This is a genomic window from Paenibacillus sp. J22P218 (assembly GCF_056269195.1).
This window is the reverse complement of the sequence record NZ_JBWDNL010000001.1, coordinates 1,975,470-1,997,099: the sequence shown is the minus strand read 5'-3', so window position 1 is coordinate 1,997,099 and position 21,630 is coordinate 1,975,470. Positions and strand designations below refer to the sequence as shown.

Genomic DNA, 21,630 nt, shown 5'->3' with positions numbered 1-21,630 from the left:
TCCTCATCTTTTTGTTTATGATGAGGATTTTGCGTGTTATTGTGTTTTCCAGTAGGTTACTTATGGAAATATTACTCTAATAGAAGCAAACTGTAACATACTCAAATAAAGCTCCGGGGACTAACCGATATTAATCTTGTCTTTATATTTCTCTGCCCATTCTTTAAACGGGGTTAATTTAAGATTATAAGTTTTTAACGAATCAATATCTACATTGTATCCCACTTCGTTATCCCATTCATGAGATCGTACCACCCCTAAAAAGATACCTTGGTTTACTGCTTCTTCAGGACTAAGTGAATACACTGTAAGCCTTTTTCCCGTTACATTAGAGAGTATAGCGGCTACCTCATTCATTGTTAGGGACTCTGAGGCTAACTCAATATTTTGTCCATTGAATTTTTCTGGATTATTAAATGCGGCACAAGCAAAAGTAGCTACATCATCTGCTGTAGTTAAATCTAATCGTGTATCGGGAAGCATAGCCGTTTTTAGTTCGCCTTGTTGTAAATGAGGAAACATAACCTTACTATGTTCAGAATTGAGAAAGTTATCCATCATATTGGCTGGTTTAAGTATAGTCCATGATGAAAATCCTGCTGTACGAATAGCTTCCTCTACTTCCCATTTATCTGTCCAATACTGTTTAGGCCAATAATTTGACTCCCATCGAGGAAAATCAGTGTGTGTACCTGCACGGGCAACGGAGGTGTGAACAAACTGTTGAACTCCACTGTTTAATGCTGATTGAATTAATGCATATCCCTGTTGTCGCTCAGTATCCGTACCGGGTGTGGCAGGGTTTGTCATGGAAAATACCGCATCTGCGTTTTGCATGGCTCTTTCCAAAGAAGACGGATTATCAAAATCGCCCTCCACAGCTTCTGCCCCACTTTGAATAAGTGTTTGGGCTTTAGAAGAGTTTATATCTCTAACTAAAATACGAACTTTAAATCCCTGCTTTAATGCTTCCCGTGCCACAGATCCTCCTTGTAAACCAGTTGCACCTGTGACTAATATTACTTTTTGCTTATTATTCATTTTAAAACTCCTTTGTTACGAAATTTTTTGATGTAGTAATAATCATAGGATAGTATATAATGTGATTTAAAAATAGAATGCACTTTTTAGTGAGATACTATCCAAAAGGAGAGTGTTAGAATGAACGAAAACAATGAAATTTTCAATGGATTGGAATCGTTTGAATATACCCTCTCCATTATGAGTGGAAAATGGAAGATGTTAATTATTTTCTTTTTAGGACGAAATAAAGTGATGCGATATAATGAACTAAAAAGATCCATTAATGGGATTACACATAAAATGTTAAGCAAGCAACTGAAAGAATTAGAAAAAGAACAATTAATAATACGTCAGGAATATCCTCAAATCCCACCAAAAGTTGAATATTCTTTAAGCGATATTGGGGTATCTTTGCTTCCTATAACAAAAACTATGTGTGACTGGGGGAAAAAACATACGTAACAGGGTTAATTCCTTATTACACTAACCTGCCCGTTAGTTCAATAAACAACAAAAAGAGTTGTCATGAAGACAACTCTTTTTGCATCGTAACACGGGGGATTACTTCACAGATACTGCAATTCCAATTAAATACACCCGGAGTAACTCTGCTTCCTATTCGTTTATTAATAGATAAACAGTATTGCCATCCGTGTTTCAATTCTAGCCCTTTGGTTCCATGTCATCAAAACTATTCGCTACTTTTGAAAAAACCGTAATTAAACATTAACTGTTTCAGGTCTCTTGATAAGTAAAGGAGGCGGAACTAGCCAACCTTTATCCTTAAGCATTCTAAGCGTTTTACCACCAAGTACCGTTTTTGCGGCAGCATATTTTGCAAATAATGCACCAATATCTTCGCGAATACACATTGCCATTGCTTGAGTGCTAGCAACAACACCTATTGCTGTGTCGGCAGATATCGCAGCGGCAATTTCTTGATCCGCTAAACGAGCACCCACAGGGATATCTTCGAGATTGGCTTTTGGTCTGTCAGCCATGATAGGAGCAGGAGCGATACCATTCGCATTTAGTATTTCATCCAGTTCTTTTATTTCTTGTTTTGCTTGATCAATGTAGTCCTCAATCAACTTCCTCAGGTCTTTGTCACCTGCATGATTTAAATAGGCTTGATAAAAAGAAACTGCTCCTTTAGCTGTAGTAGAAGCTGCCCAAACACTGGATACTTCACCGAAATGCATTGGCTCATCTTTTGGATTACCGCTTAAAATTCCCACGAAAAAGTTGCCTCCTTTGATATCAAATCAAATTTATATTGTCCATCATCTAGCCCAATCTTACATTACAAACGTATACTCATTTTTCCAAATAAGATCAGCTCGAATTAGTTAAGATTGAACAATGATAAGAAATAGCCAATTTCTCTGCCGCAGCAAATCAATTACCTGAATAGGTTAAGGCATAAAAAGAAGACAGCAAAAGAACTCTCCTTTGATGTAGGCAGTTCTTTTGCTGTTCCCTGCAATTATATGGTTATGCGTGATCGCGATCGCGGCTACGGTTTCTCATGCCGGCAAGTCCCAATAAGCCAAGCAGACCAAGCCATCCCCAATCGAAACCATCATCGTCTACAGCATTGGCCCGGTAGCAATTCGTGCCTATCGTGTTACCGTTGTCTATGTGGTTTATGTCAGTGCCCAACGAGCGATTTGTTACGTAAAAAACGCCAACCACTTCTTTATCTTCTTCCCCCTCTTCAGGTCATAGTAAAAGCCCCATATTAACGAATATCCGGAATGCCGCAAATATATCGCTATGGGCTACCACAACAAGTAGTTTAATTCCCGTTTGGAACCGACGCGCATTGGCGAGGCATATCGGGCATCTCCGGAACCGGAAATCCTGTTGGCGAATTTACGACAGATAATAGATCTTATCAAGCACAATTTGCACAAATTCGATGGTTTATTCTCATTCCATTACTCCTCCTTGTTCTCGACCAAGTCGTCTTGATCGCTGCCCCAAATGTAATCAAAACCCGGCTTTATAAGCGGAGCATCCTTTTCGTTTTTCGATTCAACATGATTTAATAATTCTTTTTCATTTTCTTTATCATCCTGCATTGGTTGATCCTCCTTTAATTAATTTCTCCTCAGTCTAATATGCCCATTTTTAAACATTAAAAAGTCGCTTTCGGTACTGGCGTCAACTTTTTCTATCGAACCGTACATATTCAATTCACATTATCACTTTGCACCTGCACCCGTATTTTTTAATGCTGTGAGAAACTCGGTATTAATTTTATCCACAGTAAATTGACAGGTACGAATGTTACGTTAATCTGCCCGTTAGCTTAGAAGAGGCAGCCGATCGTTGTGATTGGCTGCCTCTTTGTCCTTATTGAGCTATCGTCTCCCATTAGCGTAACTGTCGGTGCTATTAATCCTTGATTTGAAAGTTTATCTTTGTTCCAACGGGAATTTCATCTATTTGCTTTTTATATTGATTGTTTAACCCCCATATCTCTTGAATTAAAACTATGGCTCTACTACTCAATTCCAAACCGCCTTGATTCGTCCATAGAGGAGGAAAAAAAGACATACCTTGCCCACTACTTATATTCATTATGTCTTCTGTCCATGTTTCCCAACGTAATCCTTCATAAAATTCTTTTAAATTCCCTGTGAACGCCCAGTTCAAGAAATCTGTATATCCCATACATAGATGTTCCCATTCAAGTGTATCGGGTGCAAAATAATATACATTCCCAAGAGTCTCACCAATACTACCACCATTGATAGCAAAGAAACCTCCGACTGCATCATCGGCTATTAACAAGTAACCCGATGAACCACACTGCTTGTTCCATGATGATATTGTTCTTGGCAACTGATTGTGACCCGAACCAATGATACGCAACCATCCTTCATGGAATAATACACCACCTGTGCAGTAGACGATTGCGCCCAATGTTGATTGAGTTGAGACCTGTAATCTGAATAACTCATCCTCCCCCTGCTTAGAATTGCTAGGTAAAATGATTCCCCGATTAACGTTATTTCCTTCAGAGACCCATCTATTGATTATTCCCATGGTAGCTTCAGGATCTCTTACAAGTTCATCGATACTCTTCAAATTTCAAGCCACCTTTTACAATCAGTTAAGTTTGAGCTAACTGCCTAACAGCTGCCGAAAGTTTTTCAGAAATTGATTTGTTGTTGAACCAATGTTCCCGGTTAGCGAAACAATTTTTTGACAGTGTTTGTGAACGTGAACTAGACCTTTGGGTAATCAACTACTATAACATTTTCCAGCAGGCCATCTAGTGATTTTACAAATTCCTGATGGACAGGATGAGGTCCATATGAACGAAGTGATACAAGGCTATCGAATGTAACCCGTAATCCGAGCGTGTAGCCGTGTACATTTCCCTTTTCTTCAGTTACATTGAGGCCTGCACTTATATCGACAATTCCGGGGATACGATCCTGAAACCCGAGCAATTGACCCAGCAGTTCCTGTTGCTTGGCAGGTGTGACATTAGTATTAAACTTGAAAACGACGAGATGTTCGTACATAGCTTTTTACCCCCATATTATCATTTGATTATAGTGTTAAAGTATCGTTCCTCGATAGCTTAACGAAACAGATTAATATTCTAATCGATATTGGTCCATGTTCTTAACCCTTTTCAGCTATGGAGTTAAGCTCTTGCCCTTGGTCGGAATAACTAGTTTCTCATTCTGTGAACCAAAAACTGCGCTGGTTGCTTCTATGAAAGATAACATGATTGGTGAAAGCCACTTGTCTTTATGCCACAACATCTGTGTATATACCTGCAAGTCCGGTATTTGCCATGGGAGGACAACAAGTTCTCCGCGTTCAACTTCGGATTCCGCGACGATCTCAGGAAGAAAGGCAATACCGATTCCTGAAATTGCACATTGTTTAATGGCTTCAGCACTTTGAAACTCTAAATATGTAATGCTATCAATGCCCTCTTTCTCAAATGATCGATCAAACATAGTTCGATAAGGACAACCCTTTTCATTCGTCAGGAATACTTCTTCGTGAAAATCTTCCAACTGAAGCACAGTTCGTTTGGCGAGTGGGTGATCTGGAGCAGCTAACAATCGGAAATGTTCTTCCAGCAAAGGTACCACGGAGAGTCCACTCGAGCGAATGGGTTCATCCAACATATAAACAATATCCGAGGTTCCCTCAAAGAGCGTTTGCTTGAGCTCTTGATTCGGAACTGAGCGGAAGATTAGACGAACTCCCGGATGCTGCGAACGAAACCGTTGGAAGACAGGTGGAAGCCGATAGGAGCAAATAACCTCATTCGCACTTATCGTTAAGGTACCACTTAGTTTTTCATTATCATGGACAGCACTACGAGCTTCGTCCATTTTTTCAAGAACGCCTTGGGCGTGTGTTAAAAAGCGTTTACCCGCAGTTGTGAGCGCGAGTTGCTTGCCCAACCGATCAAAGAGGCGGACACCTAGCTCATCTTCCAATGCTTTAATTTGCATCGTGACGTTGGAAGGAACGTAGCTCAGCACTTCTGCTGCCCGCGTGAAATTCAATGTTATTGCAACCATACAAAACGTATTCAGTTGACGCAATTCCACCCGATGCTCCCCCTTCATCCTTCAATTTTATTGAATGCTAACTTGAATACTATTCACTTTTATTGAGAGTATCACAGCTCTATACTGAGCACAAGAGATCACAGTGAACATGTGGTTTTTCATTTTGAAGGGAGCGACTATACGATGGACTATGAAATTTTTAATTTGGGTGATGTACTCTTACAATCTGGAGTGACGTTACCAAATGCTTTTCTTGCTTATAAGACATACGGAAAATTAAATGATCAGAAGGATAATGTTATTGTCTATCCAACGGCTTTTGGGGATCAGCATGTTCAGAATGAATGGCTCATTGGCAGCGGGATGGCACTCGATTCAGAGAAATATTTTATTATCGTTCCCAATTTGCTGGGCAATGGGCTATCTTCCTCTCCCAGTAACACGCCTCCTCCATTTGATCGGGCTTACTTTCCACAGGTAACCATCTATGATAACGTTCGATTCCAGCACCAACTGCTAACCGAAAAATTCGGTATTCAAAAGATTGCTCTCGTCGTAGGGTGGTCGATGGGCGGCATTCAGGCATTTCAATGGGGGGCAAGTTACCCGGAGATGGTCGAACGAATCGCACCTTTCGGAGGCATCGCCAAACCTTGGCCTCACACATATGTAGTGCTGGAAGGTGTAAAAGCCTCACTGCTATCTGCAGTCGGCTTCGACTCAAGTAAATTAAACCAACTAAGTTCTACAGACATGCGTGCCGTTGGTCGAGTGTATGCGGGATGGGGACTATCACATGCGTTTTATAGAGAAGAGCTTTACCGTGAGATGGGATTTGACACATTGGAGGATTTTGTAGCTGGGGTCTGGGAAGATAGCTTTATGAATATGGATCCTCATAATGTTCTGGCAATGTTATGGACAGGCCAACATGCAGATATCAGTGCAAACCCCTCCTATAACGGAGACTTTGATAAAGCACTTCAGAGCATAAAAGCTCTTGCCTGTATCATGCCGGGAAGCACGGATCTCTTTTGCACAGCGGATGATAATGAATACGAAGCTAAGCGTATACCTAATGCTGTCTTGAAACCAATCCAATCGATCTGGGGCCATTTTGCCGGTCGTGGAATCAACAGTGCCGATAATCAATTTATTGATGACAATCTAAAACACTTGATGTCACTTAGCACTAAAGAATAGATCGTCACTTGCATTGGATGTCTGTCAGGCCTAGAAAGATTCCCTGTTCTTTAGCCCGGCTATATCTCTCATGAATTCATAAGCTAACCGATCGGATTTGAGGTCACCAGAACTTACTGGTTCGACCTCTTTTTTGTGCGATCGTACTTCCTTTAGATGGTCAAATGAGGATCATGTTGAGAATGATACAAAGTTGTTGTCATTCATCGGGAATGTTATCAAGTTCTTGTCATTTCATATTGACAAGAACTTCTATACATAAACGTATTCTCACTTCTGCCCGCAGCACTACCACGCCTCAAATGGAATCCCATTATGATACGGATATTTTAGAAAGTCTATCATTATCGAATCAATGTTTTCTACTATTTCAAATTCACATTTAAAAGGTAATCTAGTATGGATATCAGAGATAAGATTAAAGCGTAACTTTCCTGATAGCCACTCAAACCATACATAAAAAAGCATTCCGTGATTACAGTCTGCTTATGTCATTTCTCAACTGTGCTCCTCAATCATTGAGATCTTCCTTCCTTAATCTCGAAAACTCCGTCGCATAATACGCCATGGCGATGGCCGGTAAGGCGATTCCGATCAGCAGTGCCGCCTCCCAGCCCCCCGTTGCGTAAGCCCATCCCCCTGCCGCTGAGCCGATAGCGCCACCTAAAAAGAATATGGCCATATACAAACCGTTAAGCCTACTGCGAAATTCCGCTCCTAAAGAGAAAATTACCCGCTGCCCGAGAACCATGTTGGCGGAAACCCCCATGTCAAGTAAAATCGCCGCAAGTACGAGGATGGGAACTGCGAGTGCAGAACTTGATGGAACCAGTAAGGGAAGCAGCCCGGAAAAGATGACGATGGCCAAAGCCCATCCCGTAGCCGGGCGAACCCATCCACGGTCTGCCATACGGCCCGCCGCTGGCGCCACAATTGCCCCCATTACCCCGACTAATGCGAACAGAGCGACCTCCTTCTGAGTGAAATGGAACGGCGGACTTGTCAATACCAGCGGAACTGTAGTCCAAAACAAACTGAACGTTCCGAATACACAAGCATGATAAATTGCCCTCCGGCGCAATGCCGGTGTCGATTTCAGCAGATGCAGCATGGAGTGCAGCAGCGCCGGGTAAGCTGTAGCGGTCGAAGGCTTCCTTGAGGGTAGTGCCTTTGCCAATACAAGAGCCAGCGCGAAAATCAATGCTGCGGAGATGAAATATATGGCGCGCCATCCCATATACTCCGCCACCAAGCTTGAAATGGGACGCGCGAGCATAATCCCCAGAAGCAGCCCGCTCATGACGTTGCCCACATTGCGACCGCGCACGGCTTCAGGCGAAAGATGAGCCGCATACGGCACAAGGATTTGTGCTGCTACGGAACCTACTCCGATCACGAGTGAAGCGGTGAGGAACAGGATGGCGCTTTTGATTACAGCGGCAATTATCAAAACGGCGGCTGTAAGGAGCAATGATGAAAGGATCAACTTTCGATTTTCCAGGATGTCTCCCAACGGTACGATAAATAACAAGCCGATCCCGTAGCCAACTTGCGTCAACGTAACGATGAGTGCGGCAGCCCCGGAGGATAGCCCGATGGTCGAACCGATCGTGCCTATCAATGGTTGAGCATAATAAAGATTTGCCGCTATGATACCGCAAGCGGCTGCCAGGATAAAAATCAGCGAAGGCGAAACTGATTTTTCCGTTGGAATGGAAGTTGAATGCATAGAAAGTCCCCTTTGCTCACCAATAATTTTCCGGAACAATCGTTCCGGAATATGCAAAAAAAAATGTTTTATAGCATTTCCATCATCATGTCTATCATCTGCTGCATCTTGCTGCGGTCACCCTGCACCTTCGCAACGATATTTATACTATGATTCATGTTTAAGAGCAAATAAGATAAAGTCTTGATATCTTTCTCAGGTATGATTTCTCCCGTTTCCTGACCTTTGCGCAGCAGCTCGTAGAAGGCTTTCTCCAACTCGTCAAACCGCTCCCTGATCAGCGCATTCAGTTGCTCATCTGGCGAATCCATGCCGACTGCTGCATTCGTAATGAGACAGCCCTTCGGCGACTCGCCGTCCAAGGCGGAATCGATGTGTATCTCGAAGTACTGCCGGATTCCCGATTTTGCGGATGTCGCATTGACGAGGATGTCCCGTTTGGCTTGCTTCCACTTCTTATACCAGTTGATCGCCTCGATATAAAGCGTTTGTTTGTCCCCGAACGTTTCGTACAGACTTGATCTGCTAAGATCCATAGCTTCCAGCAAATCGGGAATGCTTGCCGCTTCGTAGCCCTTCTTCCAAAAAACGAGCATCGCTTTATGAAGCACCGCTTCTTTATCAAACTCTTTGTAGCGTCCCATGGTTCTCCCTCCGTTTCCGTAGGTACAGTATATCACTTTCTGGAACGATAAGTCCAATATTTTTTGCGCAGGTATGAAAGTTAACACAAATCTTATTACGAACTCTGTATCGGCGGGACGAGATGGAGAACCCGGAGATGCCGCGGAAGCGTTTCTCTATTTGATGAGCGAACAATACTCCACCGGACAGATCATTGTCTTGGATGGAGGCTTGGTACTGGTTTAGGTAGCGAACATGGTACATTGTACTAGAGTTCTCCGATAGTTCAATTCCTTGCTATATATATTCAGATTCCATAATGAATAATCAGTTGGTTATTACCTGAAGCTTCTTCGATTAGTTTAAGCCATTTATCTAATATCCTTAATAGCTTCTCTGCTCCCGGCTTGTTAATAACGGTTACCCCATAGTAGTTTAAGCCTCTGTGACATTCTTTTGTTTCGGGATTAACTGATGGCAACCAGTTCAAAAAGTCCATATCTTACCACACATTGGAACTAAACTGCCTGTGTTTAACACAGCGTCCAGTTGCAGACCCTGCCTCCTCATTCGCGGCTCAGCTACAGCGTGCCGCTTGTTTTTCTAAACAATCGTCTGGCCTCAACTAGTTTATACTCCAAGTCCACCTACGGGTAGATTATCTTTATCCCTAATGTGCGCAGTTACGCTTGGGCTAATCGGTAAGTTTAAAGCAGTTCAATCGGATGAGCTGGCATGCCAAGTCTTTAGCATCTCTTGAGCTTTTATCGGATCATCCATGAGTAAAGTCCGATAATCCAGCATCTTGTTAAGAGTGTCCAGCATTTGGTCGAATTCTTCCTTCTTACTTTCGATCTCCTTTTTCTTGTCGCGAATCCAATCCATAATCTGCAAATTAGTGCGAGCATTGGTGTCATGATCCTGCAGAACTTCCTTCAGTTCAGCCAGTGAACAGCCGATGGACTGGAACTTCTTGATGAGCTTTAATCTCTCGACAGCTTCTTCCGAATAGTTGCGGTAATTGTTGCTTTCTCGCAGGACATGCCGTTCATCCAGCAAGCCCTCCTTTTCATAAAAGCGGATCGTATGAATCGTTAATCCCATCGTATCCGCCAATTCCTGAATTTTCATAATCGTTTCTCCTTTAGACCACTTGCCATAGAGTTCACTTCATAGTTTATGCTTAACATGTTCAAGCAGTCAACTTATGAAGGAGGATAACATAATGCATGTTTTTGTTACGGGAGCAACAGGGTATGTCGGTTCAACGGTCGTCCGGGAACTGATCGGCGCGGGACATACAGTGTCGGGTCTTTGCCGCTCTGAAGAGAAAGCCACGGGATTAAAGGCAGCGGGAGCCGAAGCGCTATACGGCACGCTGGATGATCTCGATACGCTGCGCAGCGGAGCAGCGGCCGCGGACGGCGTGATTCATCTGGCGTTCACCAACGATTTTACCGATTTTGAAGGTGCTCTGGCTCTGGATTTGCGGGCTGTTGAAGCCATGGGAGTTGCGCTGGAAGGCTCCGGTAAACCGTTCATTACCACAGCTCACGGAAATGGACATACCGTGGATCATGCCGTGCTCGCCATGGCTGAGCGCGGTGTTCGGACATCGATCGTCTCGCTTGCACCGTCCGTGCACGGAGATGGTGATAAGGGCTTTGTGCCAATGATGATCAACATCGCCCGGGAGAAAGGTTTCGCCGCCTACATCGGCGACGGAACGAACCGCTGGCCGGCGGTTCACCGCCTGGACGCGGCGGTTCTGTACCGACTGGCGCTGGAATCCGCTCCGGCGGGTTCACGGCTGCTTGGCGCCGACGATGAAGGCATTCCGCTCCGCGAGATCGCAGAGGTCATAGGACGACAATTGAATGTACCGGCGGTCAGCATAACACCTGAAGAAGCTGCCGACCATTTCGGGTTTCTTGGCAACATTGCGGCATTCAACATCACAAGCTTGTACAATACTGCTGAAGCGAGTCTGGCAACACGGGAGCTTCTGGGCTGGAAACCGATGCAGCCCGGATTGATCGCCGATCTCGAAGAAGACCATTATTTTGCATAAAAAAGGAAAGTGTACAAGGCTGCTTGGGACACCCCCATATATTGCTTTATCTTGTTTGTTTCAAAGCTCTAGCTATTTTTTCGCATGTTTTCTGAAAGGAATTTGGGAAAACTCCTCATAATTATAGAAGACAGCAGAAATCATGACTGGACATCCATTGTGCACCAAGGTTCTAAGGATTATATTAACGATTAGCAAAACCGGCAGCAGATCAGAGATCTGCTGCCGGTTTATTGTTAGGAACGAAATGAACTTCTTATAGATTAAATTAGGATACTTGCACATTGCAGGTCACTTATTTATTACCGAGATGTTGCGCCAAACCGATTAGAAGTCCTTCCTTTCCACGAATGTAGCAGAGCCGATACGAGTCCTCGTACTGTACCACTTCGCCAACGAGCTGAGCACCATGCATTAAGAGTCTGGATACCAATTCGTCAATGTCCTCGACGGTGAACATGACGCGTAGATAACCAAGTGCATTCACGGGAGCAGTTCGGTGATCTGAAATAGTAGGCGGGGTGAGAAATCGTGAAAGTTCAATTCGGCTGTGGCCATCTGGGGTAACCATCATAGCAATCTCTACACACTGCGAACCCAGCCCGGTTACGCGACCAGCCCATTCCCCTTCGACAGTAGCCCGTCCTTCGAGCTTCAAGCCAATTTCCTCGAAGAAAGAGATTGCGTCATCAAGGGATTCTACAACGATGCCAACATTGTCCATTCTTAGTAATTTGTTATTTTCCATCGTTTATCTCCTTATGTGCACAAATTTATTACCGATCACTTTGATATTTATTCTAACAAGGTTTACTAATTCCTTTTCGAACTGTTCCCGAATAGCTGCACATTAATCGTTCCAATAAACTCTTCGTTCCTGGTATTTGCCTTTATATTGCCCGTCAAAACTAAAAAGCGGCTTCCGATTACACGGCGCGCTTGTTGGCCGCGACCGTTTCGCCGCCAGAATGGCTCGCCCCTATTCGATCGCGATTGAAATGCCGCCAATGCCGCCTGCGATATCCGAAGCCGTCCGCAAAACGTTGGAGGTCCTCGCCGGCGTTCCTTTCGTAACGAGCTCCAGGTAGGTTCCCATCTCAGGCTTGCCGCCCGCCACCGCTTGGATCGTCTCGAAGTCCTGACGCGAGGCGAGACCCAGCGAGCCCATCTTGCCTGTCGGATGCGCCCGGATATCTCCCGTAGCGTCAACAACGAGCAAGCCTAATGCGGCAGCCGGAAACCAGCCGTTGATAGAGCTCGACATGCCGTTTTGCGGCGTCATTACGCCAACGACCTTTCCTTCATATTGCTCGATAAGCAGTTGTTCCGCCTTAATATGATCCTTGCCGAGCATTTGCCAATCCATTCCCGCCGGCGCGCCGATTGCCGTACAGGTAATACATCTTGAATCTTGTCAGTTTGGCACGAAAGAACCCGAATGAAAAATCAGCGTTACCTTTTTATTAAGGTAACGCTGATTTGTACTGAGCTTATACTCTGTATACAATGCCTATAGCGTGGTTAATCGATATTATGCAGGTATTGCAGGAGCCTCTTCAGCATGACCGCCGCCTGCGCCCTCGTCGCATATTCCGTCGGCGCGAAGCGTCCGTCTCCCATCCCCTTTATGATGCCGGCTTCAGATACACGGGCCACCGCCGATTGCGCCCAGGAAGAGATGGAGTCGTGATCCGCGAACGCAGCCAACGAACTGTCCACTCGCCCATCTCCACCGGTTACATGGCCGGTGAAGGTTAAGGCTCTGGTGATAATCACGGCCATTTGCTCGCGGGTGATCGGGTCGTTGGGCGCAAACCGGTCCGCACTGATGCCGGTCGCCAGTCTGTTCGCCACCGCCGCATTAACCGCTGGTGCATACCATGCGGATGCAAGGACATCTGCGTAACCGGAACTGCCCTCGTCCTCCTTCACAGACAGCCCCAGCCCTCGAACGAGCAAGGCCAAGAATTCCGCCCGAGTAATGGTACTATCGGGCGCGAAACGGTCGGCCGTCACGCCGTTCACCAACAGCTTGGACGCTAAATGATCCACATCCGCTTTCGCCCAGTGTCCGGTTAAGTCGGCGAAAGTTCGGGCCTTCACGTCTATGACCGTGTAGAGGCTATTATGCAGCACATTCAGAATCACTTCCGTTGAACCGTCCGGTTTGGTGTCCAGCCGCGCGGGAACAAAAACGACTGTTCCGGTCGCCGGATCATACTGAACGGCAATCAGGTTGCGGTTCGCCGCCTCTCCGTCCAGTTTGATCGTCCGAACCATATACGTTCCCCCGAAATCTTGCACCTCCGACGTTTGCCCGTTCGCTTCAGCTGTCACCTTGTAATCAATGACGGCACCGAATACGGTAAAACCTTGGGAGACGCCGATCCGTTCGATCTCATGTCGAATATCCTCGCCTGCTTGCTCCTGAATGATGCTCACGGTCAAATCCGATGCTTCCGCATCGAGACGTTCCGCCAAACCGGCCAGGTCGAGCGCACTTATTCTTAATTGGTAGCTGGATCCATTCAGTTTCGCCTCAATGATCGCATTCGGAAAAGCTTTGACCATCTCTGCGATCCAAGCTGCCGGAAGCCGTGTCTGCACGGCATGCTCTTGATCGTTTATCTCAATCGTGACAATCGGTTTCTTCGCCTCACTCAGAAGCTCCAGTACTCGTTCCCGCATCTGTTCGGAGAGGATGACCTGTTCGATTACCGTGCCGTTAGGACGTGTGACTTGTTCGATATCGGAAGAATCAACAAGTGCGGTAATCCCGCCCTCCGGATTCATTGTCACGGTGGAATTCGATGCCGGTCGATCACCGCCAACCGAAGAAGACGGTGTTGAGATACCGGTGACGGCAACCACCTTCACCGCATCATTGCCTGCCTCGTCTCGGGCATATACGGTATAATCGCCGTTCGCAGAGACAGTGAATCGACGTTCAGACAAAATATCGGTTCCGCCTGTTCCGTAGTTGAAATCAGCCGCGGTGAGATTACCCTTCAGCCATCGGAGCACCGTAAGTCCATTGCCAGCCGTTTCACCGTACACGCTTGCCGCCGCTCTGATCACTTGCCGCGTCGATCCGTCAGGCACAGCCGTAAGCGTAACATCGGGCGGTATCGCCACGATGTAGATTCCGCCGCTCGTATCCGGCGTCCCATACGCCAGCGAAGCGGCTCCGCCGGAGGCGCGTACGATACTGGCGCCGTCCGGAAGCTCCAGCGCGGCGGCAACTTCGATGCCATCCGCATCCGCTATTCCGGCTGGAACTTCGTATTCGAAGGTCAGCTCCGTCAATGCCTCATTCCGTGTTCCCGTATATGTGGCATACACCGTCCGAGTATTGGAGCTGGCTCCAACCGTAAGCGGAATAACCGGCATCCCGGCAACGATTACTTCGTATCCGTAGCGTATCTTAAAGAGAAGGATATCGTTCGGGCCGTACAACCCATTGGCCGGTGCCGTCAGCACTAACCCCACCCAAGCGGCTTCGAACGTCGCCTTCGCTGTTTCCAAATCAGCGACGGCATCATCCAACTGACTCTGAGTTTGGTTCTCCGCGTCGACGGCAATCGCCTGCGCGGCGTTGATCGCTGCCTGCAAAGCGCTGCGATCGTTCGCCGACGCTTGTCCTACGCCTGTGCCTTCGGGATGGTCCGCCAGCGTCTGAGTTGCATCCACCAACAAGTCTTCCAAATCCGTCGCATCTCCTGCCGGAATAATCGCGGCTTCGAACGTATCCATTGCCGCTTCTAAATCGGCGACGGCAGCATCCAACTGACTCTGAGTTTGGCTCTCCGCGTCATCGGCTATCGTCTGCGCGGCGTTGATCGCTGTATGCAAAGCGCTGCGATCGCTTGCCGACGCTTGTCCTACGCCTGTGCCTTCGGGATGGTCCGCCAGCGTCTGTGTTGCATCCACCAACAAGTCTTCCAAACCCGTCGCATCTCCTGCCGGAATAATCGCGGCTTCGAACGTATCCATTGCCGTTTCCAAACCGGCTAAGGTATCATCCAACTGAACCTGAGTTTGGTTCTCCGCGTCATCGGCTATCGCCTGCGCGGCGTTGATCGCTGCCTGCAAAGCGCTGCGATCGCTCGCCGACGCTTGTCCTACGCCTGCGCCTTCGGGATGGTCCGTCAATGCCTGCCCAGCGTTCGTCAAACGCGTATTGAGCATCGATGAATCGCCAACCGGCACGATGGCTTGCTGGTATGCCATTATCGCCGCATTCAATACGCTTGTTGCCGCATCCAATTGACTTTGCGTGTAATCGTCCGCGTTATCACGAATTTGCTGTGCCGTATCGATGGCTGTTCCCAGCGGGACGCGATCGCCAATTGAAGTCTGCCCTACTCCCGTGCCTTGCGGATGATCCGTCATCGCCTGTTCCGCAACTGTGATCGCAGCATTAAGCGCCGTCGGATTGCCGGGTCCGATGATCGCGGCATTGAAGGCTTGAATCGCTGAACTTAACGAGCTGACGGCATCATCCAACAGACTGTGCGAGTATTGGCTAGCGTTCTGGAGAATCTGCTGCGCCGTATTGATCGCCGTCTGCAACGCGATGCGCGTTCCCGACGACGTTTGCCCCACGTTGGCGCCTTGCGGATGATCCGTCATCGCCTGCTGCGCATTCGCTAGCGTATTGCCAAGCGCCGTCGGATCTCCGGCCGGTATAATCGCAGCCATGAACGTATCCATCGCCGCTTCCAATTCACCGACTGCGACGTCCAATTCATCCTGTCGGTAATTGCCGGCCTGATTATAGATTTGGCGCGCCGCGTCGATCGCGGTCTGTAGTGCGCTGCGATCGCCCTCCGATGTTTGTCCTGCGTTGGTGCCAGCTGTATGATCGGTGAGCGCTTGCGCCGCTTCAGTCAGCGACGTCCCCAATGCCGCAGGATTGCCCGCCGAGATAATCTGCCCCTCGAATGCCGAGATCGCCGCGGTCAATGGGATTGCGGCGGCGACCAAGTCGGAGGCGACGGTTGCGTTCCCGATTCCGTAGATATATGCCGTGGCAGCGTCATACGCCGCGGTCAAATCGCTATAAGCATTGGTCGCCACTTGTCCTACGCCGGTACCAGGCAAATGATTTATCAACAACGCCTTTGCAGTCGCGACCGCTTGAAACAACGCCGTCCCGTCAACAAAAGCGTGACCGTTATTCGCTGCATAAGCGGCTGCTGGAGAATTCGCAACTCCGAATAGTTTGAGATTCCCCGGATTGCTCGTAAAGACGCCTGTCCCAAAAGATGTCTCAGCGCCTAACACCGTTACGCTGGTCAAATTATTAGCATAGAACGCAGAACTCTGAACATTCGTCACGCCCGCCGGGATGACCAGTCTTGTGAGGTGATTCGTGTCGAAAGCCCCTCCCGCAATGGTCTTCAAATTTTCCGATAACGTAATCGTTGTTAAACTATTCATGTAGAAAGCATAGTTTCCGATCGCCGTCACGCTATCCGGGAATACGACGTTCGTAAGCGGATTGTTCTCGAAGGCGCTGGCGCCGATCGTTAACAAGTTGTCCGGAAGGTCTAAGGAAGTGAGACTATTATAACGGAAGGCATACGTTTGAATCTCCTTCACGCTATTCGGAATAACGACGCCCGTGAGTTTGGGTTTGACCGTCCCATAGGTATCGAACGCCGATCTTCCGATCGAAGTTACCGTCGCCCCCGATAACGTGGCGGGAATGACCACATTCAAATCCGTACCCGAGTAACCTGTAACGGTGGCGCCATTGCTGCTCGTGGTGAAAACAAATTCATCTTCGGCCGCGTGCGCGATTTGAATCTGCGATAATGAAGTCCCGAACGCTGTTAATGCAATCAATAGGCATAATAGTGATTTTCTCATGTTTTTTCTCCTTTACGATGAATCTTGTCGAATAAACGGGTGCCACATTTCATTTTAGAGACGGCCAATGAAAAAATAATGAAAGAATCAGCCGAATCCGCGCAGTATCAAGCTTTGCGAGGTTTTTTTGAACCTTTTGTAAAGTCGGTATTCGAATCTTGTCGATTTATCTGTAACGGATAGTGGAGAGTCTCACATGGATCATACCAACAAACCGCCCTTTATATAGCAAACGGCAGCTCATCATTTGATGAGCTGCCGTTGTGTTCTTATTGAGCTAACGTTCTCCGTTAGCGGAATGAGCAATATGACTTAAATTATTAAAACTTACGTTTTTGATAGGGGAGACCTTCGCCATCTTCACAGTAGGATTTGAGACTATAAAGGAAAATTGCCCAGTTATAGTTACAGGAACGATAAAATGGCGTTATTTCTTTCCAGTTCTTATGACGCAACGTAATAAAAGTCTTCCCGTTCTTCTCTTGAATATCAAAGGAAATAATCGTACCAATCCATTCTGGATCTGAATCTATACACTGCCAAACGACTTTTTTGTTTGTGATTAATTCCTCTATTCTCATCTTCGTTATGTCATTGCTGCCGAATCTAAATTCATTAATAAAACCAATCTGATTATGAATAATGAGTTCATTGGTCCATATTTCTGATAGCCCAACCGCGGTTGTTAAAGCTTCATACACCTTCGACGCTGGAACATGTACGGTTTGCAAGTGCTCGATATTTACCATGCCTTGCTCCTTTCTAACTGAATATTTTATGTTTGATGCTTATGATGATATATGATGCATCTATTAGTGCTGCCTTCATGTCGTGGCGATGCTCTCTCAGTTTACATTCAGGATAATGTCCTTTAGTTCAATTAGAGTCTTGATTCGATAGCTCGCCTGTGAGAAGTCATGTGTTTTTGTGAAGTCGTTTTGGACAATAGCACAGTCGATACCAGCCGCTACGGCTGAGTTCAACCCTCTGTTTGAATCCTCTACAACCAGGGTCACTTCTTTGGTAGCTCCGAAGCGCTTTAGGCCGGTCAAGTATGGTTCCGGGTGCGGCTTGGCTCGTTCGTAGTCTTCGCGAACAAGAACGAATTCCATGAATTGTATAATCTGGCGATTTTCATGAATAAGTAGAAAATCCGCGCGCTTTGCAGTCGTCACGATGGCCATGCGGACGTACTTTGACAGTTCGGCTAGCGTTTCAACTACGCCTTCAATCTCTATGGCTTCTGTTCTTAGATATTCCTGATAATAGTCGTTGCGGACCTCACGCTGCTTTCTGATGGTCTGTTCATCAATACCTGCCGACCTAGCTTGAGACCAAGTGCCAAATGACTGGGTCATGTCGCGTAGGTATTGATCTTTATCCAAGGTAAATCCAATGTCAGCCAGAGCGCGTTCTCCCGCTTTGTAATACCAGTATTCAGTATCGACCAGAACACCATCATGATCGAAAAGTATGTACTTTTTCATTGTTTCGTTCTCCTTTGTCAGCTGCGGCAACCATGCGTGCCATCACGCATGAACCCTCCATTTCTTATTGTCCTCCAGTCCGCTGGATCTACTAAATAATAACATGGGGAACGTGATCCGACCCAAATATACGTATCTGTTGTTTGATCGCTGTAACAAAGTTTTTTCGGATGGGTTATGATCGGTTTAATTGTACCATATATTGTAACTAACTTGTCCTTTAGCTTAATATATCGAGCATTTTCGGGGAGCACGGAGCTGTATAGAAGTTCTTGTCGTCCTACAATTGTTTCGACTGACCATGGCCAACTGTTCGCTAACGTAAAGCAGCCTAACTCCAATGTTAGGCTGCTTTGATTTTATGGATTCAATTATATGGACTTCCCGGTTCTTTTATTAGGCTGAAAATAGACGGTTTCTTCTTCGTTTCCGGCAAACCCCTTCATCCTTTTTTTTCCTAACTCATTATCGAAAAAAAGGATACGCCGCCTTGTCTCTCATCAAGCCGAAGACTCGGGCTTGCGAAAGGCGGCCACGATCGTCAGCAACAGCAGCGGCAATAGATACGCGACTCCCGTCCAGAGGGGATGAATCGACATTATAAAGCTGCCCCACTGCGTTGCGCCGTCGAACGTAACGAGCCCCATTAGAAATCCGGCCAAAGCCAGCGGCATGACGATCGCCGTGCTTTCTTTGAGCCCGAACAACCCGCTTACGAACAAGCTGAGGACGTACAGGGTAACCGTTACCTTCATGTATGAGCCGAGAATGAGCGACATCCCGATAATCGATTCGATTCGTTGGATGACTTCCTGAAATTCAACCAACCTGGCCATGTTGAAGAGCACGTAAGGCCGATCTCCCGCATAGGCGCCAAATACCATGATCGAGCAAATCGTCGCCATGCATAACGTGAATATGTTAAAGCCTAACGAAAGCATCAGCGCCTTCGGCACTCGCTTTCTTTGACTGCGCTCCACGAACGGAATCAGCATGCCGAACAAAAAAACTTCCGAGTAAGGAAAACCGAACGTGAAATACGCGCCATGCAAGACCGGCTTTAACCCCTTTGGCAATACGGGAAGCAACTGCAATGGATTATAATCGGGTATAGCCAACAGCAGGATGACGATAATGAAGAACGAAGTCAGCAGCATAATAAGCGTAAACATTCTGGCCATCACCTCCAGTCCTGCCCTCGCCGTCAACGCGGCTACGAGAAAAACAAGGATGGTAAAGACGTATATCGGCGTCTCCCTTAGCATGGAGCTCACCATAAACAAGCCAACATCCATGACGATGCCCGACTGCTCTTGCAGAATAAAGCTTATCGCCAGCAGTCCGATTACGACCGTCATGACGTTGCCGACGAGTTTCCGGCTGTACTCGACATAATTCAATCCCGGAAACCTGTTATGAAGAAAAATCAGCATCATTAGCATCATAAAGCCAAGCGCTCCGGACACCAACAGCGAAATCCAGGCTCCATTGCCGGCTTTGCCGATGAGCGGCCCGGGAATATTGATAATGGAAGAGCCTGTCATGTATACGAAAAACAGCACGCCCAATTGAAAATGGCTGATTTTTTGCTTATCCGTTTCCATACCGGGCGCTCCTCCTTCGTTAATGCGGCGATGCTACCATTTTACGCCTAACGTCGCCTCAACCTGCTTCGCTGCTTCGCCAAGCGCGAATTCGACGATGTCGTACATGTCAAACCAATCGCGGTTCACGACGTAATCGATCCCCATATACAGACAGCCCGCCACGATAACGGCGTACACTCCTTTTTCACGTCTCGTTATTTTCTTCCTTAGCGTTACGCCGTCGTATAGCAGCATCCCGCCAACAGCTGCGATCACGACGATCAGCCGCTCCCACATTCGGTTTCCCTCCGTTATCCGATCACTAGTAAGCCGGCCGGCTCTTGATCGTGCCTCCGGTAACCAATTTAAGTTCGACTTGGATATCGAACGGTAGCTCGGCGAACTGCTCGTCCCAATTTTGCTTCAGCGATTCCCACTTTTTCGGATTTTTTCTGTATATGCTGTTTCCGATTCCGATTACGTCCAATTTTTGTTTTTGAACGAATGCGATCGAATCGATTGCCTGTTTTTTGAGTGCTTTCTCTACGGCAGCGACAAATTTTCGCTCATCCTGAATCGTTTCGATTCTCGTGCATCTCAGCTCGGTAATCGCAATCTCGCCTCGCATCTTCACGGCAACCTTTATTTCGTCACCATTTACGATCGGCTTCGTCTTCACATGCAGGGACAATACTTCAGCCGTTTCTTTGAACCCTTTCAGCCCGGGACACGAAATCTGGGCGACGCCTGCTTTATACTCGTTGCGCAGCATGACCAGCCCCTCCACTTTGCTGGAAGGCAGCACGGTTTTCATTACGCCATCCTTCAACAAAGCGAGTCCCGCGGCAGAGAAAATATCTCCGGATTTCTTGTTCTCGTATACATAGGCTACGACGGCATCCGGATGCGCGCTCGTCAATTGCATGATTAAATCAAGGAGCGAGGTATCGATCGTCTTGGCTGAATTGCGGTAGGACGATTCCTCCGTACGAAGAAATTGCTGAGCGGTCGTTTGCTCGATGAGCGGCTTTTTCTCGAACATTTTCGAAGCTCTACCCCGTGCAATCATCAAGCTGACGCTGCTGCGCGGCTCATGGTCCCGTAAAAACAGGTCGAGTATTTTACTCACGTCCGCACTTCTTGCCAAAGCCTCTCCAACGATGATGACGCGCATGTGGCTCCATTGCGCCTTCCTCCCTAAGTGGATCGGAATATCGCGTATCGATTCCATGACGGTATCGTCAGTCGTCTTGACGTTGATGCTAAGCGGCGATGTCGTCGTTGTTTTTCCGGATTCGGAAGAGAGCGGACGGTAGATCTGGGTCAGCATCTCGATATCCCCCTCTTCGCCGAGATCGAGCGCTACGCCCATAACGAAGCCGCGCTCCGTAAGCTCGTATTTGCTCCAGCAGCCGGATAGGAGCGGAACGCAGACGATGAAAAGTACAAACGCACATCCAAGCTTTCTCATACGGTTCCT

The 21,630-nt window shown here is 47.1% G+C and carries 21 protein-coding genes; 3 read left to right on the top strand and 18 right to left on the bottom strand.

Annotated elements, in window-relative coordinates:
• Positions 1–120: 120 nt before the first annotated feature.
• Positions 121–1,041: an NmrA/HSCARG family protein gene (locus AC0YN0_RS08575; RefSeq protein ID WP_475820838.1), complete on the bottom strand. Its 921-nt coding sequence runs from the start codon at positions 1,039–1,041 to the stop codon at positions 121–123.
• A 120-nt stretch (positions 1,042–1,161) separates the two neighbouring features.
• On the opposite strand from AC0YN0_RS08575, the gene AC0YN0_RS08570 reads away from it, so the two are divergent.
• Positions 1,162–1,485, top strand: coding sequence for a winged helix-turn-helix transcriptional regulator (locus AC0YN0_RS08570; RefSeq protein ID WP_475820837.1), 324 nt, complete (start codon positions 1,162–1,164; stop codon positions 1,483–1,485).
• Positions 1,486–1,742: 257 nt separating this feature from the next.
• Here AC0YN0_RS08570 and AC0YN0_RS08565 read toward each other — a convergent pair whose 3' ends face one another.
• From AC0YN0_RS08565 to AC0YN0_RS08540, 6 genes are all read right to left on the bottom strand, one after another.
• Positions 1,743–2,261, bottom strand: a complete 519-nt coding sequence (locus AC0YN0_RS08565) for a DUF3231 family protein (protein ID WP_475820836.1) — start codon at positions 2,259–2,261, stop codon at positions 1,743–1,745.
• Between the two features lie 256 nt (positions 2,262–2,517).
• Complete coding sequence (locus AC0YN0_RS08560; protein ID WP_475820835.1) at positions 2,518–2,718, bottom strand: WGxxGxxG family protein; 201 nt, start codon at positions 2,716–2,718, stop codon at positions 2,518–2,520.
• Between the two features lie 245 nt (positions 2,719–2,963).
• Positions 2,964–3,107 carry a hypothetical protein gene (locus AC0YN0_RS08555; RefSeq protein WP_475820834.1) on the bottom strand — a complete coding sequence of 48 codons (144 nt, stop codon included), beginning with the start codon at positions 3,105–3,107 and terminating at the stop codon, positions 2,964–2,966.
• 316 nt (positions 3,108–3,423) lie between these two features.
• A complete protein-coding gene (locus tag AC0YN0_RS08550; protein ID WP_475820833.1) occupies positions 3,424–4,119 on the bottom strand; it encodes a DUF2625 family protein in 696 nt (231 codons plus the stop codon).
• Between the two features lie 140 nt (positions 4,120–4,259).
• On the bottom strand, positions 4,260–4,562 hold the full coding sequence (locus AC0YN0_RS08545) for a Dabb family protein (RefSeq protein WP_475820832.1): 303 nt from the start codon (positions 4,560–4,562) through the stop codon (positions 4,260–4,262).
• 117 nt (positions 4,563–4,679) lie between these two features.
• Positions 4,680–5,615, bottom strand: a complete 936-nt coding sequence (locus AC0YN0_RS08540) for a LysR family transcriptional regulator (RefSeq protein ID WP_475820831.1) — start codon at positions 5,613–5,615, stop codon at positions 4,680–4,682.
• Positions 5,616–5,759: 144 nt separating this feature from the next.
• Here AC0YN0_RS08540 and AC0YN0_RS08535 point away from each other — a divergent pair, with 144 nt between their 5' ends.
• On the top strand, positions 5,760–6,779 hold the full coding sequence (locus AC0YN0_RS08535) for an alpha/beta fold hydrolase (protein ID WP_475820830.1): 1,020 nt from the start codon (positions 5,760–5,762) through the stop codon (positions 6,777–6,779).
• A gap of 511 nt (positions 6,780–7,290) precedes the next feature.
• On the opposite strand, the gene AC0YN0_RS08530 is transcribed toward AC0YN0_RS08535, so the two are convergent.
• The 3 genes from AC0YN0_RS08530 to AC0YN0_RS08520 all read right to left on the bottom strand — a co-directional run bounded on the left by AC0YN0_RS08530 (position 7,291) and on the right by AC0YN0_RS08520 (position 10,263).
• Entirely contained in the window at positions 7,291–8,508 is a 1,218-nt protein-coding gene (locus AC0YN0_RS08530) for an MFS transporter (protein WP_475820829.1), read from the bottom strand.
• Positions 8,509–8,576: 68 nt separating this feature from the next.
• Entirely contained in the window at positions 8,577–9,152 is a 576-nt protein-coding gene (locus tag AC0YN0_RS08525; protein ID WP_475820828.1) for a TetR/AcrR family transcriptional regulator, read from the bottom strand.
• Positions 9,153–9,849: 697 nt separating this feature from the next.
• Positions 9,850–10,263, bottom strand: a complete 414-nt coding sequence (locus AC0YN0_RS08520; RefSeq protein WP_475820827.1) for a MerR family transcriptional regulator — start codon at positions 10,261–10,263, stop codon at positions 9,850–9,852.
• Between the two features lie 94 nt (positions 10,264–10,357).
• On the opposite strand from AC0YN0_RS08520, the gene AC0YN0_RS08515 reads away from it, so the two are divergent.
• On the top strand, positions 10,358–11,203 hold the full coding sequence (locus AC0YN0_RS08515) for an SDR family oxidoreductase (RefSeq protein ID WP_475820826.1): 846 nt from the start codon (positions 10,358–10,360) through the stop codon (positions 11,201–11,203).
• 295 nt (positions 11,204–11,498) lie between these two features.
• On the opposite strand, the gene AC0YN0_RS08510 is transcribed toward AC0YN0_RS08515, so the two are convergent.
• The 8 genes from AC0YN0_RS08510 to AC0YN0_RS08475 form a co-directional block, all read right to left on the bottom strand.
• Positions 11,499–11,951, bottom strand: a complete 453-nt coding sequence (locus AC0YN0_RS08510) for a VOC family protein (protein WP_475820825.1) — start codon at positions 11,949–11,951, stop codon at positions 11,499–11,501.
• 231 nt (positions 11,952–12,182) lie between these two features.
• Positions 12,183–12,569, bottom strand: coding sequence for a hypothetical protein (locus AC0YN0_RS08505; RefSeq protein WP_475820824.1), 387 nt, complete (start codon positions 12,567–12,569; stop codon positions 12,183–12,185).
• A gap of 155 nt (positions 12,570–12,724) precedes the next feature.
• Positions 12,725–17,077, bottom strand: coding sequence for an S-layer homology domain-containing protein (locus AC0YN0_RS08500; RefSeq protein WP_475820823.1), 4,353 nt, complete (start codon positions 17,075–17,077; stop codon positions 12,725–12,727).
• 320 nt (positions 17,078–17,397) lie between these two features.
• Positions 17,398–17,826 carry an SRPBCC family protein gene (locus AC0YN0_RS08495; protein WP_475820822.1) on the bottom strand — a complete coding sequence of 143 codons (429 nt, stop codon included), beginning with the start codon at positions 17,824–17,826 and terminating at the stop codon, positions 17,398–17,400.
• A 96-nt stretch (positions 17,827–17,922) separates the two neighbouring features.
• Entirely contained in the window at positions 17,923–18,564 is a 642-nt protein-coding gene (locus AC0YN0_RS08490) for an HAD family hydrolase (RefSeq protein ID WP_475820821.1), read from the bottom strand.
• A gap of 500 nt (positions 18,565–19,064) precedes the next feature.
• On the bottom strand, positions 19,065–20,168 hold the full coding sequence (locus AC0YN0_RS08485; RefSeq protein ID WP_475820820.1) for a GerAB/ArcD/ProY family transporter: 1,104 nt from the start codon (positions 20,166–20,168) through the stop codon (positions 19,065–19,067).
• A gap of 33 nt (positions 20,169–20,201) precedes the next feature.
• Positions 20,202–20,447 carry a hypothetical protein gene (locus AC0YN0_RS08480; protein ID WP_442052820.1) on the bottom strand — a complete coding sequence of 82 codons (246 nt, stop codon included), beginning with the start codon at positions 20,445–20,447 and terminating at the stop codon, positions 20,202–20,204.
• 25 nt (positions 20,448–20,472) lie between these two features.
• Positions 20,473–21,621 (bottom strand): Ger(x)C family spore germination protein, encoded by a 1,149-nt coding sequence (locus tag AC0YN0_RS08475; RefSeq protein WP_475820819.1) that lies wholly within the window; start codon positions 21,619–21,621, stop codon positions 20,473–20,475.
• Between the last annotated feature and the right edge of the window lie 9 nt (positions 21,622–21,630).